Origin of the sequence: Burkholderia sp. Tr-20390 (assembly GCF_017104595.1) — a bacterium.
Taxonomy (GTDB): Bacteria; Pseudomonadota; Gammaproteobacteria; order Burkholderiales; family Burkholderiaceae; genus Burkholderia.
In genome coordinates this window covers 1-22,610 of sequence record NZ_JAAGPC010000141.1, presented here as the reverse complement: position 1 = coordinate 22,610, position 22,610 = coordinate 1, and the positions used below count along the sequence as shown (strand labels likewise).

The following is a 22,610-nucleotide window of genomic DNA, read 5'->3' as shown; positions in this document are numbered from 1 at the left end:
CCCCGCACGAGCGACAGGCCGAGCCGCACGGCCGGCTGGCCGTGCGGCGGCGGCTGATCGGGCAGCGCTTCGAGCGATGCTTCCCAGTTGCTTTGCGTCACGTCGATCGGCCGCACCTGCACGCCGTGCCGCTTCGCGTCCTGCACGAGCTGCGACGGCGGGTAGAAACCCATCGGCTGGCTGTTCAGCAGCGCGGCGAGGAAGATCGCCGGTTCGTGGCATTTGAGCCAGCTGCTGGCGTACGCGAGTTTCGCGAAGCTGGCTGCGTGGCTTTCGGGAAAGCCGTATTCACCAAAGCCTTTGATCTGTTCGAAGATCTGTTCGGCGAATTCACGTGTGTAGCCTCGTTCGAGCATGCCGTGGACGATCTTGTCGTGGTACTTCTCGAGATTGCCCTTGCGCTTCCATGCAGCCATTGCGCGGCGCAGATCGTCCGCTTCGCCGGGCGTGAAACCGGCCGCGACGATCGCAATCTGCATCACCTGTTCCTGGAAGATCGGCACGCCAAGCGTACGCTTGAGCACTTCCTTGAGCGCGTCGCTCGGGTAAGTCACCTCGCCCTCCTCTTCGCCCGCCATGATCCTGCGCCGCTTCAGATACGGATGCACCGCGCCGCCCTGAATCGGGCCAGGCCGCACGATGGACACCTGAATCACGAGGTCGTAGTAATTGATCGGTCGAAGGCGCGGCAGCATCGACATCTGCGCGCGCGATTCGATCTGGAACACGCCGACCGTATCGGCGCGACAGATCATGTCGTAGGTCTTTTTGTCATCCTGAGGAATATGCTCCAGTGTGAATGGCTTCCCATCAGGCAGCGGTGGCCCGCGCCACGCAGTGCGCATGTCGAATGCGCGATGCAGGGCGGACAGCATGCCGAGCGCGAGCACGTCGACCTTCATCAGCCTGAGCGATTCGAGATCATCCTTATCCCACTGGATCACGCGTCGCCCATCCATCGCGGCGTTCTCGACCGGTACGAGCCGCGTGAGCTTGCCGCGGCTGATCACGAAACCGCCCGAGTGCTGTGACAGATGACGCGGAAAATTGAGGAGCCGCGCGGCAAGTTTGGCCCATGACTGGATGAGCGGCGTCTCGGGATCGAGCCCGATCGTCGAGAATTGCTGCAGCAGGTCGCTGCTACCGTCGAACCAGCGATGCCCCTTCGCGACACGATCGACCAGCATCGGATCGACGCCAAGAGCCTTGCCGGTTTCGCGCAGCACGCCGCGCGGACGGTAAGTCGATACGGCAGCCGCGAGTGCGGCACGATTCTTTCCGTATTTTTTGTAGATGTGTTGAATCACCTCTTCCCGGCGCTGATGCTCGAAATCGACGTCGATATGGCACCCAGTTGCACTCTACCGATTGCATTCCTCTTACTTGCAGGTCGAGTTTGTTTTGGGCAGCAAAGAGAGATGTATAGATAGACAGTAAAAAACACGTCGTGCCGCTTGACCAACTGATCCGGCTCTATACGGTACCGCCTGAACACATCTATTGGCATCGAGGTGCTGAAGACGATATGCCAGCGCCGGCCGGTGAGTGACCGTTCGACGTGAACGGCGGGGCGTGATGCACCGTTCATGAATTGTGTCTCACCGTTGGGTTAGATGTGAAATGTCAAAAAAGATTAAATGTCCAGGTGATTGATCGAATCCGTAGAAAATTAGGCCGATTCTCATAGTAACGAACGACCCTGTATGCGACGCTACACGCGCCTTTCAATGAAAGGGGAATGAGGGGGTCACACTGAAGTGTGAGGCCTTTTATTTCATTTATACGGAGCAGCGTGTTTCCCGCGATCCATCGTGTCTCGTATGGTGCGATAAGCGATCAAGGCGATAAGTGTACGAACTCTGTGAACCTAACTAGTCTATTCAAGAATTAAAACTATGAAAACTGCAATGCGTAAGAATCTCATCTCCGTGATGTTGGCTTCCGTGAGCATCGTTGCGGCGTCGGCCGCCTATGCTTCGGATGGCACGATCACGATCAACGGTAGCGTGGTCTCGTCGACCTGCAAAATCAACGGCGGCCAAGGTGACGTGACAGTGAATCTGCCCAAGGTCGCTACCACCGCGCTGCCCGCTCCCGGCACGGTGGCAGGTCGCACACCGTTCACGCTCGCGCTGACGAACTGTACAACCGGTAACGGCAACCCGACCAAGGTGGGCGTGGCCTTCGAAGCAGGAGCGAACGTCGATCAGGCAACGGGGCGCCTTACGCTGGATGCTGGCACGGAAGCTGCACCTGCAGCCTCCAATGTGGAGATCAATGTTTTGAACGACCGGCAACAGCCGATCAAGGTCGGCTTCCAGGGCGACCAAGGCTCCCAGATGGTTGCGATTGGCGGCGACGGCAGCGCGACGCTCAACTATTTTGCCGAGTACTACGCGAACGGAGCGGTGACGGCGGGTGCTGCGAACTCGAAGGTTCAATACTCGCTGACTTACCAATAACGCGCGAAGGAGGCCTTTCATCGGTAAGGCCTCCTTCTGAAGCTGCTCGTTCATTTTCGATTGACGTCACAGGACGCGTCGAATCCGTAGTTACCCATCAAATTCTCGCGACATGAACATACTGAAATCACTCAAGGCATTCGCCTTGATTGGAGCGGCGCTCAGCGCACACGCACATGCCAGTGTCGTGATCTCGGGAACGCGCATAATTTTCCCGGCTCATGAGCGTGAAGTCACGATAAAGATCACAAACGAAGGCAAGACGCCCGCGCTGATCCAGACGTGGCTCGACAAGGGCAGCGCAAACGAATCGCCGGACAAGATCGACGTGCCATTCATACTGACTCCGTCGATGTTCCGCATGGAACCCGGAAAAGGCCAGACACTGCGCCTGATCTACTCGAAGGAGCCGCTGCCGGCGGACAAGGAAAGTCTGTTCTGGCTGAACGTGCTCGAAATTCCACCGAAGGCCGCGGCGAACGATGATCGCAACAAGGTGCAGATGGCCTTCCGCTCACGTATCAAGGTCATGTTCCGCCCCGATGGGTTGCCCGGTAGCGCGGCTACCGCGCACAAGCAGGTGAAGTGGGAAGTCGTGCGCGAGCAGGGAAAATATGCGCTGAAAGCGACGAACCCGACGCCCTATGTCGTGAATTTCGGTAGCGTCGCACTCACGTCGGGCGACACGAAATACGATGCCCGGATGGGCTTCGTACTGCCAGGTAGTACGAAATTGTTTCCGATCGATGGTCTGACGTTTGTTCCCGCAGGGGATGCCAAGGTCGATTTCTCCACGATTGACGATTGGGGTGCTAGCCGCGACGGACAGCAGCCCGTCTCCGATCACGAGTAACGCATCGCGCAAATGGGTTGCGCAACACAGCCATTTTCGACGTACTCGCACCTGACCAAGCAGCAGACGGTCGCGCCCCCTCTGCATTCGCCTTTCGAATTGGATAAACCCCGCCGCTGGCGAGGCGTGGATGCGCTTTGCCCATTTTTTGCCGCTTTCGGTATTCGATCTTGAGGAAGGAGTATTCAGGAATGGCCATGACCACGCGCTCTGATGGAGATGTCAGTGACGCTTTACGCTTGAGGCCAATGTGCGCGTTGGTGGCATCGGCCCTGGTCGCGTGGCAAGGTGACGCACACGCGCTCGACGATACCTCGCTCAAGGTGACGCAGGTCGAGTTCGACAGTGGCTTCCTGAGTAACGGCAGCTCGCGGCAAGTCGACCTCTCGCGATTCCGGCGGGGCAATGTCGTCTCATCGGGCAACTACAGCCTCGACCTCTACGTCGGTGAGGACTGGATAGGTCGTGTCGACGTGCCGTTCAAGGCCGCTCCCGGCATGGTGGATGCGCAAGCTTGCTTCGACGAACAACTGCTGCGGAGCATCGGTTTTGATTTCGCGAAATTACCCGCCGACGTCCTCAAGCAGATCGTTATCGACCATACGTGCCTGCGTATCGAGCAGGTTGTGCCGGATGCGAGCGCCGCCTTCGATTTCGCCGAGCAGAGGTTGACGCTAAGTATTCCTCAAGCGTCGATGATACGAACTGCGCGTGGCTACGTACCGCCCGATCAGTGGAGCGCCGGCGTCCCAGTCGCGATGTTCGGATACAACGCCAATCTTTATACGTTCAAGTCGCGCGGCGCGCAGTCTCAGACGCAAGGCTTTGTAGGCCTGAGCACCGGCTTCAACATCGGCAACTGGCATTTTCGGCATGACGGTTCGTACACGTGGGACGCGCGTGGTCGCCGCCAATATCAGGACATCTCGACCTATGTGCAGCGCGACCTGCCGGCGCTGTCGTCGCAGCTTGTCGTTGGCGAGACTTTTACGTCCGGCGAATTGTTCGATTCGACCCAGTTCCGGGGCGTGCGACTGTCGACCGACGACCGGATGTTGCCCGAGTCGTTGCGTGGCTATGCGCCAGTTGTGCGCGGCATCGCGAACAGCAACGCGAAAGTCACGATCAAGCAGAACGGCGTCACGCTCTACGAAACCAGTGTCGCGCCTGGCGCATTCGAGATTAACGACCTGTATCCAACCGGCTACGGTGGTGACCTGAATGTTGACGTGACCGAATCGGACGGCTCCGTACACTCGTTCTCGATCCCGTATGCGGCGGTGCCGCTGTCGCTACGCCCCGGCACCAACCGCTACAGCTTTGTCGCGGGCGCAGTGCGCACCGAGGGCAGTTCGAGCAATCCGTTGTTCGCGCAGGCGACCTGGCAGCGCGGCCTGACTAACTTGGTGACCGGGTACGGCGGCATCACGATCGCGCAAGGTTATGGGTCGGTAATGCTCGGTGCGGCGTTCAATACGGCAATCGGTGCATTCGGTGCCGACTTGACGCAGGCAACCACTGCGATACCGGGCATGAAACGGTTCAACGGTTCGAGTATGCGGGTCAGCTACTCGAAGTCGATGCAGGCGACCGGCACGGACATCGCGCTTGCCGCTTACCGTTACTCGACGAGCGGCTATTTCGGTTTGAACGACGCGATGCTCGCGCGGGAGTCCGCACGCGAATTCGGCACGATCTCGAACGTCTGGCGCCAGCGCAACCGCGCTTCGCTGACACTTGGCCAGCAGCTCGGCGACAGGCGCGGACAGCTCAGCATCACCGCGTCCGCTGCCAACTACTGGAACCGTCCGGGCTCGGACATCAATTATTCGGCGGGCTACAGCAACAGCTTCCGCAATATTTCGTACAACCTGTCGGCTACCCGGCAGCGCAGCGTCGGCGGCCAGATGAGCACGTTGGTTTACGCGAGCGTCACAATCCCGCTTGGCAAGGCTCAACCCATGATGCTGTCAGGGAACATCACGCACGATACAGGCGGGAACACTCAGTTCCAGTCGGCATTGTCCGGTTCGCTGGGCGTCGACAACCAGTTCTCGTACAACCTCACCGCGAATCGTTCGTTGGGCCACGGCAACTCGAGCACCAATGGCAGCGCCGCAGCGACATACCGCGGCTCGTTTGCGGAACTGAGCGCGAGTGTGGGCGGTGGCGAGGAGAACCAGCAAGCGTCGCTCGGTGCGCGCGGTGCCATCGTCGTCCACCCTGGCGGCATCACGCTGTCGCAACCGTTGTCGGAAACGTTCGGGATCGTCAAGGCGCCCGGCGCGGACGGTGCACGCATCACGAACGCGTCTGGTGTGAGGGTGGACGGACGTGGTTATGCAATCGTGCCTTTTCTGACACCGTACAGCGTCAATACGATCGAACTCGATCCGAAAGGGTTGTCGACCGACGTGGAGCTGAAGGAAACCAGCCAGCAGGTCGCACCTCAGGCCGGCGCGGTGCCGCTTCTGGAGTTCGCGACAGACACCGGCCGCTCCGCCTTGATCCAAGCCCGACGTGGTGACGGGACGCCGTTGCCGTTCGGCGCGGTGGTGCTCGACAAGAATGGCAAGGACATTGGCGTGGTGGGTCAGGCGAGCAAAATCCTGGCGCGTGGCCTGAACGAGAAGGGCGTGTTGACGGTGAAATGGGGCGACGACGACTATTCGATCTGCCAGATTGCCTATGACCTGCCGGTGCGGAAAAAGAGCGAGCGATCGAAGGGCTATCAACAGTTCGAGGGTACGTGCAAGACCTCGGTGGCCGCGCTTGACGCCGCTCAATAAGCGTCGGATGACTCCGCCTGGGTGCTGCGAACACGACGATCGGCAGCTTTTTACTATTTGATACAGAGAGAACGATTTGGAAGCACATAAGAGTTTTTCGATGAAACTGCTGATTGCCGCGACGTGTATTTTTCTGGGTCTTCCAACTTCAGCGTGGTCAGTCTGTAGAGTATTTACCAGCGATGGATCGGATTACTACATAGCGAATGCTTCGGGATTCAAACCGCCTTCGTTTGATCCTGGCAAAACTGCGATTGGTGGCGTAATTTATGGTGCCTATGTCAACGCTGTGTTTTCCAATACAAAGAGCTCTGCCGGCGGGGCATCCGTGGCTTGCAACCCAGCGGTGTATTATGTCCGTACAGGAGTCGGGTCACAAATTAATAACATTTATCCGACATCAATTCCAAATATTGGCATTAGGATTACCAACGTTGGCACCTCGAACCGCGTAATCCCCTATACGGCCGGTCCAATTGGGAGCGCCACTTGGTCGAGCGCCACTTTTTTGGACAATGCTCGTTATTTAATACAGCTGATCAAGACAGGCGACATCTCGGCTGGCGGCACGCTGACCGGTTCGTTCATGCAAACCCGTGTAGGTACAGTGGATGGACAAATCCTCATTGACTTCCGTTTCGCATCGCCTGTCGTCGTCCAGCCCCAAGTGCCGACCTGTAAGGTCGCAACACCAAATGTGGCTGTGCCGATGGGCGCGGTGTTCGCGTCGTCATTCAAAAGCGTCGGCACGACGTCGACCCCTCACGCATTCGACATCGCGCTGACTTGCTCAGGCGGAAATGCGGGAACGTCGACCAACGCCTACGTGACGCTCACCGATGCGACGGCGCCGGGCAATACGTCGACAACGTTGTCGTTATCGAATGACTCGACCGCGTCGGGGATCGGCGTCCAGATTCTGAAAAACGGCTCGCCGCTGGGCTTCGGGCCGGATTCCACTGCCGTCGGCAACACTAATCAGTGGTACGCGGGAAGGGTCGCACAAGGACAAGTCAGTCTGACGGTTCCGCTGAGCGCGCGCTACGTGCAAACCGGGGCAACCGTTAAGCCGGGCAGCGCGAATGCGCGGGCGACATTTACGTTGAGCTATCAGTAGTCCGTGTCAAGGTAATTGCCGCCTAATTTATGCAACTCGCTTAGAGGTGGCCCCACTCCTTCGGACAGTTTGCTGAGCTTTTAGGTGGAACGTCCGCGACAATCATGCTGCCGATTTGTTCGCAGGAAGCGTCGCGGAGCATGTCTCATCCGGCGTCTGATCCGCCAGGCTCGAATGGGGCCGCTTCTGTTTGTACAGCTCGATGTAATCGCCGATGGAGCGCCGGGCATGGCTGACCGACTCGTAGGCCCGCAGATAGTTGAGTAGTCCGGCGGAGTCGCACCGCCAGGCCCTCCTAGAACTATATGTGATCCTCTCGACTCATACAGCTCCTATCGTCCAACCGCGGCTCCGAGCGTCCAATGCGCGAACAGGGGCGGGCGCCGTATTCTAAGACGCCGCAACTAATCCGATGCCCGCGGCCAATTTTGTAACATTTTTAGTCCTATTCCTATTTTGCTGCGTCTATAAATTAGCCAAAATCCTAGTCACGCATTGTGTTGCGACAGCCGGTGCGACGGCGCGGAACGCTGGCTCAGTTGCACTTGCAGCACTCGTTACGTACGCGAAATGACGTGAGCGTCCAAGGCGGCCATCCAATCTGTCTGGAAGCACCCGGGCAAGGACAACAACAAGCTGACGGATCGCCTTTACGCGGTCGTCAGCAATCACATTGCGGACGCCGTCTGGCACCCGTTTGTGCCGGCTATGGACGCTGCGGCGTCATCCGGCCAACTGCGCCCCTGATATCAACTCCCGCGGGCCGTCATGACGGAATTTGACTGATGTGGCTGGCACCCCGGCCTTCCTGCGGAGTTGCGTGCGCGAAATAGGCGTGCTGTATCTTCCATTCAGCCGGATCGACCATGAAAGCAGAATTTGCGGAACGCTCCCCGAGCTGGGGCGTGCTTAGTCTCGCATTGATTTTCGTTTTACTCACGATATCGGTTGGTGTGAGCGCTGCAACCATGTGCCGGAAGCCGATCTTCACTAACGAGGAACTTCGCTGGATCAGTGATCATCCGGTTGTTCATATCGCAGTCGAGGCGCATTGGCACCCGATCGAATTTATGCGCAACGGCCGGCACGCAGGGCTCGTCGCGAGCTATCTGGGCGCGATCTCAAAGATGACCGGCCTGGTGTTCGAGACAGTGCCAGGCACCGAGTGGGGGCAAGCGTACGATGCGCTCGCGGCCGGCAAGGTCGATTTGCTCCCGGGCGTCTGGCGCGAACTCGTGCCCGACCGGATCGGTCCCGGCGCGCTCGTCAGCGCGCCATACTTGGTCGGCCGGCTGACCGTTGTCACCCGTAACGACTCGGCGATGATCTTCGGGCTGCACCGCTTGAGGGGCCGGCGCGTAGCGATCAAGGGACACGGTGCGGTCGAGTACTTCGTCCGTCATACCGGCGTGCCGCTCGATGTGCGGACGTTCGACACCGAAGAGCTCGCACTTGCCGCCGTCGCCAACGGCGATGCCGACGCCGCTCTCGGCGTCGACGTCACGATCCTGCCGATCATGCGGCGCAAATTCACCGGCCAGCTCTACATCTCCGGCATGCTGGCCGACCGCCCGGTGTCGCTCGCAATGCTCACGCGCGCCGATCTGCCGATCCTTGCATCGATCATCGACAAGTCGCTCGCGGCAATTCCGGTCAGCGAGACGGCCGGGATCACGCGGGAGTCGATAGAGCTGGGCGACTACGGCAAGCCAACGATCCGCTCGATCGTGCATTATCGCGCCCCGGTGGTTCTTGCGATCGTCTTGACCTTGCTGACATTTGCGGTGCTCGCTTACCTGATGTGGAAATCCCGTGCGGCGGCCATCCGCAGCAAGCGCGACAAGGCGATGTTCCTGGCTTTCGTCAGTCACGAGATCCGCACACCGATGCAGACGGTCTTGTCCTCACTCGAATTCCTGCAGCGTTCGCACCTTTCCGTGCAGCAGGCGGGCCGGGTGGAAGCGGCCGTATCGGCTTCCGGAACGCTGCTGACGCTGCTCGACGATATCCTTGACTACTCGCGCCTCGAGTCGCGCAAGGTCACGCTGTCGCCACAGACGGTCGATCTCGAGGCGTGGGCCCGTCAAACCGTCGACATGGTGCGCTGGCGTGCCGATCGAAAGGGGCTGACGTTGACGCTCGACGTGTCGGGGCCGCCGTCGTTGCACGTGTCGATCGATCCCGTTCGCGTGCGTCAAATCGCGCTGAACCTGCTCGTCAACGCGATCAATTTCACGGCGGCCGGGGCCGTTACGCTGCGCGTCCGCTATCTGGCGGCACGCCACGGGCACAACGGCACGTTGTGCCTCGACGTGCGCGACACCGGAATCGGCATCGCGTCCGATCGATTCATCCATGTCTTCGAACCATACTGGCAGGCTGATCGCGCGCCGCAACCGGGCATCGGCGGCTGCGGACTCGGCCTCGCGATCTGCCGTGAGCTAGTGGGATTGATGCGCGGCTCGATCGCGGTCGACAGTACGCCGCACGTCGAGACTGTCTTCACCGTGCAATTGCCGGTGATGGCGCTGGAAGCAACGCCGCCACTAACGCCGCGCCCGGCGCCGGCTTCAACCGATGCGGCGAGCGCTGCGATAGCTTTGCCGTTGCAGCGGGCCACCCTACGCGTGCTGATCGTCGACGATCACGAGACGGTGCGCGCCGCGTTGCGGGATCAATGCGATGCGCTCGGCTGTGTCGGCATTGTGGCCGGCACGGGCGAAGACGCGTTGCGGCACATCGCGCACGGCCGCATCGACATGGTGTTGCTCGACTGCAACCTGCCCGACATCGACGGCTATGCGCTCGCACGCATGGTCCGTCAGGAAGAAGCGGCACGAAAGACCGGGCATGTGCCGATCATCGCGATTTCGGCGGAGTCGTGCGATGCGCACAAGGCGCGTTGCTTGGAAAGCGGCATGAACGGCGTGCTCGGCAAGCCGCTGCGGCTTGCAACGCTCCGTCAGGCGATCGGCACGTGGTGCCCGCTCGATGAGGGCGGCACACCGGATGTATCTATGACGCTATAGGATCACCCAGCGCCGCGTCGGCAGCGTTGCATCTGCGTGGACCGCCTAGGTCTCGGTGTTAGCGCCCTTTGGCCGCTCACGCGTCGGGCTCTCCCATGTCGGCTCGGTGGATGCGTAACAGGTCCTCGCCCAGCGCACGAATGGCAGGCGGTATGCCGCCTGCCACGAACTGCAGCCGGTGCTCCAGTTCGGCTGCCAGTTTGCTCGTTACCACATGCCCGGCAATGGCCGCCGCTCCCGTGATGCGGTGCGACGCATGGCGCGCACGCTCGACGTCGCCCTTCGCCAGCGCGTCGTCGAGCGCCGCCAGATCCGCGTCGACGCTGTGCCGGTAGATCGCGTGCAGGTCGGGCTTCGCAGTGCGCGGCTGCTCTGTCGGTGAACCTGCGGCGCCCGGCGGGCCGACCGGGCACCACAGAGCGATCATCTCGCGCAGCACGTCGAGCCGCAGCGGCTTGCACAGCACGCCATCCATGCCGCTGTCGAAACAGCGTTCGCGGTGTGCGTCGCCGGTGGAGGCCGAGATCGCGATGATCGGCGTGCGCGTCCGTTGCCACTGCCGCTCGTCGTCGCGCATGCGCTGCACCACGGTGTAGCCGTCGATGTCGGGCAGGTCGCAGTCGAGCAGCACCATGTCGAACGCCGTGCCCGCGAACTGCGCGAGCGCCTGCGCGCCGGTGCCTGCGACGACCGAACGGCATGCGAACGCGTCGAGCTGATGCCGGATCGCGTGCTGCACTGCTTCATGGTCGTCGACCACTAGGATCAACGGGCCTCCGTCTGCAGGTGGTGGCGAGCCGGAGTTGGGTGACTCCTGCGCGGGCTCTGGCGGCACCGGTTCGGCCGTCGCTGCGCGCGTGTCCGCCATCGCGGGCGACGGCGTATGCGCCATGCGCCTTGCCGGCAGGATCACGGTGAAGATCGTGCCTTTGTCGGAGCTGCTGCTGACGGTGACGACGCCTTTCATCAAGTCGACGAGGCTGCGGCAAATCGCCAGCCCCAGCCCGCTGCCGCTGACGCGCCGATTGCCGGCGTGCTCGACGCGCTGATAGTGTTCGAAGATGCGGCGCTGGTACTCCGGCGCAATGCCGATGCCAGTATCGCGGACTTCGAGTACGAGCGAGCCGGCGCTCTCGCGCTTGCCTTCGAGATAGTCGACGCGCAACGTCACCGAGCCGGCCGACGTGAACTTGATCGCATTGACGAGCAGATTCAGCACGATCTGCCGCGTACGCACCGGGTCGATCAGTACGCACAGCCCGGGCGGGCACGCGAGTTCGAGCGCGAGGCTCAAGCGCTTCTCGTCGACTCGCCAGCGCACCATGTCCGCGCTGCGCTGAATCCACGGAACGACGCGCGTCGGCTCGGGCGCGAGCGTCAGGTTGTGCGATTCGAGGCGCGCGTATTCCAGGATGTCGTCGAGCAGCGTCAGCAGCGACTCCGACGCGGCAATCGCGGCGTCCGCGCGGTCGGCCTGATTCGGCGGGAGCTGGGAGCGCTGCAGCAGTTCCAGTGACGATAGAATCGTTTGCATCGGCGTGCGAATTTCATGGCTGATGAACGCGAAGAACATCGCCTTGTCGCGCTCGCTGCGCACTGCCGCGACGCGTGAGCGCCACGAGGCGAATGTAATCACCACCAAGGCCAGCAGGCTTGCGCCAGCGGCCACCACCTGCCAGCGACGGTAGTACAGGATCGAGCGCAGCGACGGCTTTCCGTAATCAGCCGATTGGATCCACTGTTGAGTAATGGTTTCGGCGTCGCGCGCGGAAATCGCTACTAGTGACTTGTCAAGAATTGACGCGAGCACGGCCATATCACGGCGTGTGGCGATCGCGAGCGCATACGCGGTATCCGGTAGACCGCCGGTCACGAACAGTTTGTTGCGGTATTGCCGCTGGATCAGCGGCAGAATCGACAAGTCAGGACCAATGGCGACATCTGCATTGCCGTCGGAGACGGCGGCAAGCGCGTCGCGTTCGTCTTCGTAGGTGAGCAACGTCACCGGAATGTTGCCATGGCGGATCGCGGCTTCGAGTGCCCCGCCGCCCTTGATCGCGACACGTCGGCCAGCAAGATCGCGAAAGGAGATGAACAGACTCAGGTGCTCGGGGCCGACCACGCTCACCGTCCCAACGAAATAGGGGCGAGTAATGATGATCTCACTGTGAGCACCGCCGGTGTCGCCGCGCGCGATAGTGCCGGAGACGGCGCCTGCAGGGCGCGGATCCGGTATGTCGGACACGCTGCGCCACGGGATGTCGGGGATAATGTCGATGCGGCCTGAGCGCAACGCCTCCAGAGAGTCGCGCCACGCGACATCGTCGACGTACTCGAAGCGCAACCCGCTGATTTTCGCGACTGCATCGAGAAACGATGGCACCACGCCAACGACCTTGCCGTTCTCTCGAAACTCGAACGGGCGCCATTTCGCATCGATTCGGGTTCGAACGACGGGATGCGCAGCGATCCACGCCTTTTCTTCGGCTGTAAACTGCGGCGCGTCGGCAGACTGCCCGGGCGCTGGGAGCAGCCCGATCACGATGCCGATCAGGACGGCGCGACCCTTCCACCTTACCATGCTGGTGTCCTCTCCTCCCGTTGTCGGCGGGATTGCCACCGCATCGGCCGCGCCGTGGCGCTCTAGCCCGCGCGACTGGCACCAAAAACTTAACCTGACATCATAGAGGACAGGCAACAGAAGCGCAACGCCACGTGGATTTTCCAGAGGAAAGAAATGGGGAGGGAGTTAACCTGCGAGGGTAAAATCTAACCGGAAAATCGTTGAACTGATATCGATAGTGAACGGCGCCGGCCGTCGCGCACCACGACGATCGGCGACGCATCCGGTCACAGCCGTTCTGAAATAGAGAAAGGGTTAGCAATGAGGTCAAAACACCAACCGATCCGTGTCGTGATCCTGGACGACCACGCCGTAGTCCAGCACGGGATCGCCAGTTTCCTGACCGAGAAGACCGGCATCGAAGTAGTGGCGAGTTTCGCGAAATCGCGCGATCTGATTCGCTGGCTCGAAATGAATCGCACTGATGTCCTATTGCTCGATTACACGCTCGGTCCGGGCGAGATCGACGGCCTTAACCTCGTCAAGTTGCTGAATACGCGATTTCCCGGCTGCCGCATTCTGATGACCTCGAGCAGCGACACGGCTGCTACCGTGAAGATGACGATGCGCGCCGGCGCCCTCGGCTTCTTCGGCAAAAGCGAGGGACTTGGCGAGCTCGCCCACGCCATACGAGTCGTCGCTAGTGGACGACCATATGTCAGCGCCGATCTTGCCGCGCGAATAGAATCGAGCAGCTCGCACGATACCCGCTCGAAAGACATAGAGCCTGAGACGGTGGGCGCCGTGCTCTCGACCGATTTGGCTTCGTACGGAAAGGTAGGGCTCACCCCGCGCGAGCATGAGGTCCTGCGCTGCTTTCTCGCCGGCATGTCGGTCACGGACATTGCGTCAAAGTTCTCGCGTAGCCGCAAGACGATCAGTGCTCAAAAGCAGGCGGCGTTTCGCAAGCTCGGCATACGGACAGACGCAGAGCTTTTCGCGTCGCGCCAATTAGTCGAGGATGCTCTCAATTCCTGATTGAGGCTGCGGGAGTCGCGGGGCTCTAGTCACTACCGGCCGTATCGGCATGCGCGGAATCAGGTGTCGTAGCGCCAGCTAAACTGTGTGATTCATAGACATCGTTTCAACTAAAATGAAGCGATGGACCGAGAGATCGCCGCGCGATTACGTTGGGTGCGCATGTATCACGAGACGGGTAATGCCGGCCTCGTATGCGCACGGTGTGGCATCTTTCGACCGACACTTCGCAAATGGCTACGTCGCTATCAGGAATCTAGCGAAGCAGGTTCGCAGTCTCAAAGCCATCGCCCACTCGGCAGCCCGAACAGAAAGGTATCCGAGGCTGATCGGGCAACGATCCTCCGATTGCGTACCGAGCGCAAAGGCGCACGGCGGATCCAGTATGAACTGAGACTGTACGAGCAATGCGATCTATCCCTTGCGACCATTCACAAGATCTTGAGCGAAGCAGGTGCAAAGCCGGTGATTCGATCCCGGCGGCCGACGCAGCCGAAACGGTATAGCCGGCCGGTGCCTGGAGACCGCGTCCAGATGGACACAATGAAGATCGCTCGAGGCGTGTACCAGTACACCGGCGATCGACGGCTGCTCTAGGTTCCGGGTACTGGCAATCTACCCACGCAGAAACGCCCGAAATACGCTGCTTTTTCTTAATCGCGTCATTGAGGAGATGCCGTTTCCGATCCAGCGCATCCAGACCGATCGACTCTGAGAGGAGGGTGCTCACGATGGCGGAATACATTCCACCGCAGGGGGCGGGCCGGGGAGCACATCTGCCCAACATTCAGGAAACGTATATCGACTTGCATCGGCTACTGGCGATTTTTCTCGCGAGTAAGGAATTCGCGGACAGAATCGAGGCGGCGCAAGGGCATAACGCTGAACTGCGGGATCCGCTTTTCAGGCTGCAGGAATGTGAGGAGGACGAGATCTCGCGGATCCTGTTGAGCCTCGCGGTCACAGCCCGTGCTGTTGACGATGCGCACGATCGAATCTTTGACCTTGCTGCGGACCCTTGCGGGACGCTGCTCCGGAATGTCGACCGGCCAGAAGAAGTAGTCGATTTGGAGTTGCGCGAAGATTGCAACAAAATCATCCACGCGAGTCACTGGCACTTCGACATGGAAGTGAACGCGAACGGCCGGTCCTACCTGACACCGACGATGTACATATACGGGACCAGCTTGGGTGGGAGGGGCTGGAAGGCAATATTGGACGTCGTCGGTTTCGCGACGCAGTATTTCAATACGGTCGCGGCCGCGCACGGTATCGTCCGTTGACGGCTTCCCGTCAGCAAAACTCCCGCGACGTCGTCGGTAGGGCGCCGAGTAGCTCGGTCCTGTCGACCAGCTTGCTCGCGATCAGGTGCCGTACCTTTCCTTCGGCCTGCCACACGCCGTATACCGCGAGCAACGCGGCGCCGAGCGCCTCCTTTCGAAACTTCTCCAGCAGTCCGGGCCAGAGGATCACGTTGACCTGGCCCGTCTCGTCCTCGAGCGTCATGAACAGCACGCCGTTCGCCGTGCCTGGCCGCTGCCGTACCGTGACCAATCCGCATGAATAGTCTTCCGCGGCCGGAAACCGATTGATGTAGGTGACGCAGGCTTCCTAAATGCGTAGCACGAGGTGTATCGTTTCTCGGTATCTATTTCGTCGGGGTGGAAGGCATTTGTTGCTGCAACATTTGCTCCATCATCATCTGCATCATAAGGGCGAGGTTGATGTGAGCGACAAGAACATTGAAGATTTGACTGCGGCGAAAGCAATCGTGAACCAAGCCTGGGGCAACCCAGCGACATATCATGAGCTTCTCCGGAAGTCTCAAACCCGGCTTGAGGCTGCACTTCAACGCAGGCCCGACGATGTGGCGGTCCTGACCTGCTTGGGAGCGGTATTGTGCGACCTGCATTTGCACGGACAAGCACATGAACACCTGGCACGCGCGATTTCATTAGGATCGACCGACTGGAACACATACTTCAACGCCTTCATTGCCATGCTCGCATTTGCGACGATTGACGATGCTCGAGCGATGCTCACGCAGGCTGCGGGATTAGAAGCCGATCCCATGACATGGCAAGCCTATTTTGACCCTCATGCGATGTAATTGATGAGCATCAGTTACCGTCGGCACTGCAATTGCGGTGGTGCGCCTCTGGACGGGACGTTGTCGTTCATGCATCAGCGACATGAACACCCCATCGCTTCACTTTCAGCCTGTTCAACCGGGACTGTTGTCCAATTACCGTGAGAGCCCCCACGACGTTCACCCGGACTCGCTCGCGATCCTCCATCCCGACCTGCAAATTGAGCATTCCAGAGATCAGTTTGGGCAACTTTTCACCTTGGTTGGCCATGAGTAGCTCGACCAGTTGCTCCGAGTCTGCCCGAATGAACGCCGGGACAATCCGGTCGTCCCAATGTTCATTCGCGACGATGATGTCGGCAGCTTCCTGCAAAGTCAGTGCGTCGTCAGAACTGTTGAAAACTTCCAGAAATCGCTCGCGCGTCCGTGGGTCATCGACGTCACCGAGTCGTGAATGGTGGTCGATATCAAAGACTCTTGGAGTGTCCTTTCGTTGCTCGATGTAGATCTCAATGATCTCGTTCGCCTTCTCGTCGAGTCCGAGCTCGCGCAGCACCTTCACCGTACTGTTCAGATTGACCGGAGAAATCACCCGTGCAGCAGCAGTTACCGAGCTAACAAACGCGTCGGCAAGCTCGTCCGCGGTCACGTCGAGTCTGTTGTGAAACAGATTCCATGCATCCGTGAAGATCCCGTCGAGCCTTGCGCGGTCGACTCCCTCGTCCAGGCCCGCGGCGTGCTCACTGATCGCCGTCCCTTGAACGTACCCACAGCTCATCGCATCGAGGATTGCGGCATCGAACTCGTCCGCACTTGTGAAGCCGCACGCTTCGAGTTTTTCGACCCAGGCTTCTTTGTCCGTCTCTTGCCCGGCCTCACCTAGCTTCCGCCGATAGGTGAACATGTTGTATTTGAGTATCACCTCCGGCTCCGGAAACTCACGAGCTCTTTCATACAAGGCGCACGCAAATACAGCTACCGAGATCGCTGCCTGTTGCTGGACGGCAGAAGAGCAATGCTCAATGACGGGATAGACCATCCGCAACGCACTTGCGATCTTCTGAATCACCCTGATATTTGCGATCCCGAGATGTTGGATCGGCTGCGTCACGAAGCTCCGCAATGGCACATCGTCCGGCAAACCTAGCTCAAGCGCATCTTGCGGTGACATGACGAACTTCAACTTTTGATCGACAACTTTCTCGGCATAGCGCGCGTAACTCTCCTTCGCGCCGTCGCTCAAAACGTCTTCATTGAAGACCATAATTATCTTGCAGCCGGCTTGCTCTCTGAGCTCCGACACAAGCCCCATTAGGTCTTCCATTCTTATCTTCTCATTGAGGCGCTCAAAGTCATCCAGCACAACGAGCGTGTCCCTTAGAAGGGACCCGGCCATAGTCTCCAGCGCTATCACCAGGTGCTTGCCGCCAAACGGGATCATCTCCTTCAACTGATCAGTGATCTCGCGAAATCTTATCCGCCCCGCATGCCGCTCAAATTTTGCACGAACGCCCCCATCGGCGTCCCCGGCCAAGGGAAATGCCCTTGTTCTCGCCAAGAGCAAGGTACGTAGCCCCGCAGGAATCATATGCTCGTCACTGAATGGCCCGAGGCTCGAACAGTAAATGCATCTGCTCTCGACGCTTTGTGTCGACATCGTGTGCGCCTCCTCCTTGATTTCTCTCTAGTGAAAGTTACGACTGACCGTCGGCAACTCGCCTAGAAGATGGGACAGATCCACCAGACGTTTGGCAACCAGATGTTGCACCCCGTCAACACTTTGCCAAACGCCCAACGCCGCTAACAGCCTAGCACCAAGGATTTCCTTACGCTGCATCTCCATCAACTTCGGCCAGATAATAACGTTCACGTTTCCGGTTTCGTCCTCAAGCGTGACGAAGATTACGCCTTTCGCAGTTCCGGGCCGCTGTCGTACGGTGACCAGCCCACATCCCCGCGCAAGCCTTCCGTTTGGGTAGGTGTTTAACGTAGCGGCCGGCATGAGCTTCTTCTCATGTAGCATCGGACGCAGCAACGCCAAAGGGTGTCGTCGCAGCGTCAGCCCCATAGATTGATAGTCACTCTGTATCTCGTCCCCTTCGGATGCCCATCCGAGATCTGGTGTTTCATCAACCACATTTGCTGAAGCAAGTAGATCCTTGTCCGGAGCAGCGACAACGGATTCCCACAGCGCACTTCGACGACCACCGGCCAGCGACGCAAGTGCATCGGATCGAGCCAGAACATGCAAATCATGTCGATCCAGCTGAGCCCGCCGAGCCAGATCAATCGTTGACGAAAAAGGCCCAACGGCTCGGGCCATTTCAATGCGATCAGCCGCCTCCGCTCGCATCCCATGCAGAAGAGAGAGTCCAAGCCGAACAACGGGACGACACCCTACTTCTGGATATTCCAGAGTCGACTCCCAGTTACTGATCGCGACGTCTGCAGGCAAGACCGTAACCCCATGACGTTTCGCGTCCTGGATGAGCTGTGAGGGCGAGTAGAACCCCATCGGCTGGCTATTCAGTAACGATACAAGGAACGCCTCTGGTTCGTGACATTTCAACCAACTGCTGACATAGACAAGCAACGCAAAGCTTGCCGCATGGCTTTCCGGGAAGCCATAGTCGGCAAACCCCTTTATCTGAGCAAAGATCGCTTCGGCAAATTCCCTTTCGTAGCCTCGTATCAACATGCCACTCACCAGGCGATCGTGATAGGGCTCCAGCCCGCCTTTGCGCTTCCAGGCTGCCATCGCGCGCCGTAGTCCGTCGGCCTCCCCGGGAGAAAAACCGGCCGCGAGAATTGCGACCTGCATCACTTGCTCCTGGAAGATCGGCACGCCGAGCGTTCGAGCTAGTGCTGTTTCCAGATCCTTGCTCGGATAGCTAACCGGATCTATTCCTTGACGTCGCTTCAAGTACGGATGGACAGCACCACCTTGAATCGGACCAGGACGCACGATCGCCACCTCAATCACGAGGTCGTAGAACGTCCGTGGCTTCAATCGTGGCAACATCGACTGTTGCGCTCTCGACTCGATCTGGAATACTCCAACCGTATCCGCGTTCGAGATCATGTCGTACGTCTCCGGATCCTCTGACGGGATATCCTGCATCTCAAACGGTTCACCACGGTGCAAGGATATGAGATCAAGCGCCCGACGAATGACGCTCAGCATTCCCAACGCCAACACATCCACTTTGAGCAACCCGAGCGACTCAAGGTCATCCTTATCCCACTGAATCACGCTACGGTCCTGCATTGCTGCGTTCTCGATCGGTACAAGGCGTGACAACTTGCCTCGACTGATGACAAAGCCACCGGAGTGCTGGGAAAGGTGTCGAGGAAAACCACACAGCTGCGCAGCAAGCGATGCCCACGTTTGAATGATGGGTGCTGATGGATCAAGTCCTGACTCCGAGAATCGCTCGAGTAGGTCTGCCGTACCGTCGAACCAGTGATGTGCCTTGGCAACTCGATCGACAATCTGCGCATCAACACCGACTGCCTTCCCTACGTCCCGAAGCACACCTCGTGCACGGTAAGTCGATACCGCGGCAGCGATAGCTGCGCGGTCACGCCCATACTTTCGATAGATGTATTGCATAACGATTTCTCTCTTTTGATGCTCGAAATCGACATCTATGTCCGGTGGACTATTGCGTTCCCGGCTGATGAACCGTTCGAACAGCATCGTCGATCGCGCAGGATCCACCTCCGTTATGCCAAGGCAATAACAGACCGCGGAATTGGCTGCTGACCCGCGCCCCTGACAGAGAATTCCTTCGCTACGTGCGAATTTGACGATGTCGTACACCGTCAAAAAATATGGCTCGTAGCTCAATTCCGTGATGAGCGCTAGCTCATGTTCGAGCTGCGCCTGCACGTTGAGAGGGATGCCGTTCGAGAAGCGACGATGCGCTCCAATGTATGTTTCTTGTCGCAGATATTCGGTTGGTGTGAGCCCGGCCGGCACTAGCTCATCGGGATACTCGTAACGCAACTCATCGAGCGAGAACTCGCAACGTGAAAGAATCGCGACCGTCTCGTTTAACGCGTTTGGATGATGGAGATGCGCCAAGCGCATCCGCGACCGCAGATGCTGCTCGGCATTCGGTGCAAGCTCATAGCCGCACTCTGCAACGGGCTTGCCTATCCGGATCGCCGTCATTGTGTCCTGCAGCGGCTTCCTGGAACGGACGTGCATGGTTACATGCCCGACTGCAACGACTGGGACACCGTTGCCATACGCTATGTGCTCGACAACACCAGCATGAGGATTGTCCATTGCGCGCTGATGCAGACATAGGCCAACCCATGCACGTCCTGGGAATGTCTCCAACAGCCACTCAACTTGAGCGTCCAGCGCTTCCGGTTTCGCGGGGAACTTGGGAATCAGGATCGCGAGGCACCCTGGCATGCCTCTCAAATGGGCATACGCCTTCTCCGGTTTCAAGAGGTCCTGTGGCGTAAGGCGATATCCACCTTTAGGTGAGCGCATGCGTGCCAGCGTGATGAGCTCGGATAGATTGCCATACCCTTCGCGGTTCTGGGCAAGCAAGATCAGGTCAAGGGCAGGAGACGAATCGGCCTGAGTCAGCTTGAAGTACGACCCGATAACCAACGGAAAATTTAGATCCTTGGCCGCTACATGCGCCCGTACAACCCCCGCCAAAGAACATTCGTCCGTGATGGCAATCCCGGAGTAACCCAGTTGAGCGGCTCGCTTGACCAACTCCTCCGCATGCGAAGCCCCCTCCAAGAAGGTGAAGTTCGATAAGCAGAAGAGTTCGGCATATGCCGGCAACGAGAGAGGCAATGTGGCCATGAGATGTACAACCGATGCAGAACATTTCCATCGAACAGGGCACCCCTTAGACATCCGAGCGCACTGTGTGCGCCGACGCCCTGGAAAACGATGCTCTTTCGCGCTATCCCGATTGATTCCGTATATCTACCGATTCATCTAAGGGGGTGAAGTACCGAGACAAAAGGCTGACAGGCAAGCGTGCCGCTCATCGGTAGAAAACAGGGTTCCATATACGTCGATATCAGGCGGCTCACCCCGTTTCTCGCTGATGAAACGCTCGAACAGCATCGTGCTCTGATCGGGACTTACTTCGGTAATGCCAAGGCAATAGCAAACCACCGAATTAGCCGCCGAACCTCGCCCTTGACACAGGATGTTCTGACTACGTGCGTACTTGACGATGTCATAGACAGTCAGGAAGAACGGCTCATAGCTGAGCTTTGCGATCAACGTCAATTCATAGTCGATTCGTTCCCAGACATGCTCTGGCACATCTCCGGAATAACGACGACGCGCGCCTGCCCTGGTTTCCTGTGCCAGATAACTCGTTGGCGTATGACCTTCGGGCACGATCTCGTCGGGATACTCGTAGCGCAGCGTGTCGAGTTCGAAGTGACACGCATCGAGAATCGCGCACGTCTGCGCAATCTCCTCCGGCGAGAACAGATTCCCGATCCGGTTCCGCCCACGCAAATGCTGTTCCGCATTCGGCGCAAGCGCATACCCGCACTCCGAAACCGGCATGCCGACGCGGATCGCCGTCATCACGTCCTGCAATGCCTTGCACGAGCGTCGGTGCATCGTCACGTCGCCCAGCGCGACGACACGCACGCCACGCCGCTCGCCGGCCGCACGAATCTCCTCGCGCTGCGCACCGTCCAGCGCGCGCTGCAGTTGCACGAGCCCGAGCCGCGCCCGCTCGCCGAACGTCGCGCGAAACCACGCGATCTGCGCATCGAGCACGTCCGTACGCACCGGATACGTCGGCACGAGAATCGCGAAGCAGTCAGGTATGCCGCGCAAGTGTGCAAACTCCGCCGGCGGCGCCGACAGCATCCGCGATGTCAGCTTGTAGGTCCCCTTCGGCGACGCCATCCTCCGCCACGAAATCAGCTCGGACAGGTTGCCGTAGCCCTCGCGGTTCTGCGCCAGCAACACGAGCCCGAACGCGCCGGGGCCCGGATCGTGGCCGGGTGCGACTTCATCCGGCGTGACGTCGAAATACGACCCGATGACGAGCGGCAGCCCTTTTGCCTTCGCCGCGACGTGCATGCGCGGCGCGCCTGCAAGCGAGCATTCGTCGGTGATCGCGATCCCGCGATAGCCGAGCTCGAACGCGCGCTCGACCAGTTCCTCCGCATGCGACGCGCCATGCAGGAACGAAAAGTTCGAACGGCAGAACAACTCCGCGTAATCGGGCAACCAGCTGAATTCCGCAACCATCACCGCTCACCCGAACAGGCCGTGCAGGAACCAGCGCGGCTCGATTCCGCTGCTTCCGCTCGGCAGTTCCTGAAAGACCCAGTAGCACGCACCGGCTTCATCCTGCGCGACGTAGTAGTCGCGCCTTTCACGCTGACCGTCGAACCATCCCGCATCGATCCGCTCCGATGACGACATCATCCTCAGCGGCGTATGAAATACCGGCCGCTCCCCGCGCATCAACAGCGGCAGCGGCTCCGCCAGCAACCACGCAGGCCTCGGCGGCACGGCGGGCGGCCCGGGAGCCGGCTTGCCGGCCTGCGCATCGAGCGGCAGCCAGCGGTTCGCCGCCTCGGGCCGGTGATCGGCGACGGGGGGGGGCCGACGAGGGGCGGGCAGGGGAAGAGGGGTAGGGCTGGGGGTGGTGTGCGA

The 22,610-nt window shown here is 59.5% G+C and carries 11 protein-coding genes and 6 pseudogenes; 9 read left to right on the top strand and 8 right to left on the bottom strand.

The window, feature by feature from the left end; translation table 11 throughout:
- Positions 1-1,343, bottom strand: a pseudogene (locus G3N98_RS29035) (error-prone DNA polymerase); the annotation flags it as partial.
- Between the two features lie 564 nt (positions 1,344-1,907).
- On the opposite strand from G3N98_RS29035, the gene G3N98_RS29030 reads away from it, so the two are divergent.
- The 4 genes from G3N98_RS29030 to G3N98_RS29015 all read left to right on the top strand — a co-directional run bounded on the left by G3N98_RS29030 (position 1,908) and on the right by G3N98_RS29015 (position 7,221).
- Positions 1,908-2,462, top strand: coding sequence for a type 1 fimbrial protein (locus G3N98_RS29030; protein ID WP_241026131.1), 555 nt, complete (start codon positions 1,908-1,910; stop codon positions 2,460-2,462).
- A 112-nt stretch (positions 2,463-2,574) separates the two neighbouring features.
- Positions 2,575-3,315: a fimbria/pilus periplasmic chaperone gene (locus tag G3N98_RS29025; protein ID WP_206150065.1), complete on the top strand. Its 741-nt coding sequence runs from the start codon at positions 2,575-2,577 to the stop codon at positions 3,313-3,315.
- A 191-nt stretch (positions 3,316-3,506) separates the two neighbouring features.
- Positions 3,507-6,104, top strand: a complete 2,598-nt coding sequence (locus tag G3N98_RS29020; protein WP_241026130.1) for a fimbria/pilus outer membrane usher protein — start codon at positions 3,507-3,509, stop codon at positions 6,102-6,104.
- Between the two features lie 100 nt (positions 6,105-6,204).
- Positions 6,205-7,221 (top strand): fimbrial protein, encoded by a 1,017-nt coding sequence (locus G3N98_RS29015; RefSeq protein ID WP_206150063.1) that lies wholly within the window; start codon positions 6,205-6,207, stop codon positions 7,219-7,221.
- Between the two features lie 102 nt (positions 7,222-7,323).
- Here G3N98_RS29015 and G3N98_RS29010 read toward each other — a convergent pair.
- Positions 7,324-7,485: pseudogene (locus tag G3N98_RS29010) on the bottom strand (integrase core domain-containing protein); the annotation flags it as partial.
- A 602-nt stretch (positions 7,486-8,087) separates the two neighbouring features.
- Here G3N98_RS29010 and G3N98_RS29005 point away from each other — a divergent pair.
- On the top strand, positions 8,088-10,250 hold the full coding sequence (locus G3N98_RS29005) for an ATP-binding protein (protein ID WP_206150062.1): 2,163 nt from the start codon (positions 8,088-8,090) through the stop codon (positions 10,248-10,250).
- Positions 10,251-10,326: 76 nt separating this feature from the next.
- On the opposite strand, the gene G3N98_RS29000 is transcribed toward G3N98_RS29005, so the two are convergent.
- Positions 10,327-12,831 carry an ATP-binding protein gene (locus tag G3N98_RS29000; protein ID WP_206150060.1) on the bottom strand — a complete coding sequence of 835 codons (2,505 nt, stop codon included), beginning with the start codon at positions 12,829-12,831 and terminating at the stop codon, positions 10,327-10,329.
- Positions 12,832-13,164: 333 nt separating this feature from the next.
- On the opposite strand from G3N98_RS29000, the gene G3N98_RS28995 reads away from it, so the two are divergent.
- From G3N98_RS28995 to G3N98_RS28985, 3 genes and pseudogenes are all read left to right on the top strand, one after another.
- A complete protein-coding gene (locus G3N98_RS28995; protein ID WP_346779112.1) occupies positions 13,165-13,851 on the top strand; it encodes a response regulator transcription factor in 687 nt (228 codons plus the stop codon).
- Between the two features lie 123 nt (positions 13,852-13,974).
- Positions 13,975-14,560: pseudogene (locus G3N98_RS28990) on the top strand (helix-turn-helix domain-containing protein); the annotation flags it as partial.
- Between the two features lie 22 nt (positions 14,561-14,582).
- Complete coding sequence (locus G3N98_RS28985; protein WP_206150057.1) at positions 14,583-15,134, top strand: hypothetical protein; 552 nt, start codon at positions 14,583-14,585, stop codon at positions 15,132-15,134.
- A gap of 10 nt (positions 15,135-15,144) precedes the next feature.
- On the opposite strand, the pseudogene G3N98_RS28980 reads toward G3N98_RS28985, so the two are convergent.
- Positions 15,145-15,414: pseudogene (locus G3N98_RS28980) on the bottom strand (OB-fold nucleic acid binding domain-containing protein); the annotation flags it as partial.
- A gap of 109 nt (positions 15,415-15,523) precedes the next feature.
- Here G3N98_RS28980 and G3N98_RS28975 point away from each other — a divergent pair.
- On the top strand, positions 15,524-15,961 hold the full coding sequence (locus G3N98_RS28975) for a hypothetical protein (protein WP_206150056.1): 438 nt from the start codon (positions 15,524-15,526) through the stop codon (positions 15,959-15,961).
- A 67-nt stretch (positions 15,962-16,028) separates the two neighbouring features.
- Here G3N98_RS28975 and G3N98_RS28970 read toward each other — a convergent pair whose 3' ends face one another.
- The 4 genes and pseudogenes from G3N98_RS28970 to G3N98_RS28955 all read right to left on the bottom strand — a co-directional run.
- On the bottom strand, positions 16,029-17,597 hold the full coding sequence (locus G3N98_RS28970) for a hypothetical protein (protein WP_206150055.1): 1,569 nt from the start codon (positions 17,595-17,597) through the stop codon (positions 16,029-16,031).
- Between the two features lie 27 nt (positions 17,598-17,624).
- A complete protein-coding gene (locus G3N98_RS28965) occupies positions 17,625-20,774 on the bottom strand; it encodes an error-prone DNA polymerase (RefSeq protein ID WP_206150054.1) in 3,150 nt (1,049 codons plus the stop codon).
- Between the two features lie 213 nt (positions 20,775-20,987).
- Positions 20,988-22,199: pseudogene (locus G3N98_RS28960) on the bottom strand (PHP domain-containing protein); the annotation flags it as partial.
- A gap of 6 nt (positions 22,200-22,205) precedes the next feature.
- Positions 22,206-22,610: pseudogene (locus G3N98_RS28955) on the bottom strand (hypothetical protein); the annotation flags it as partial.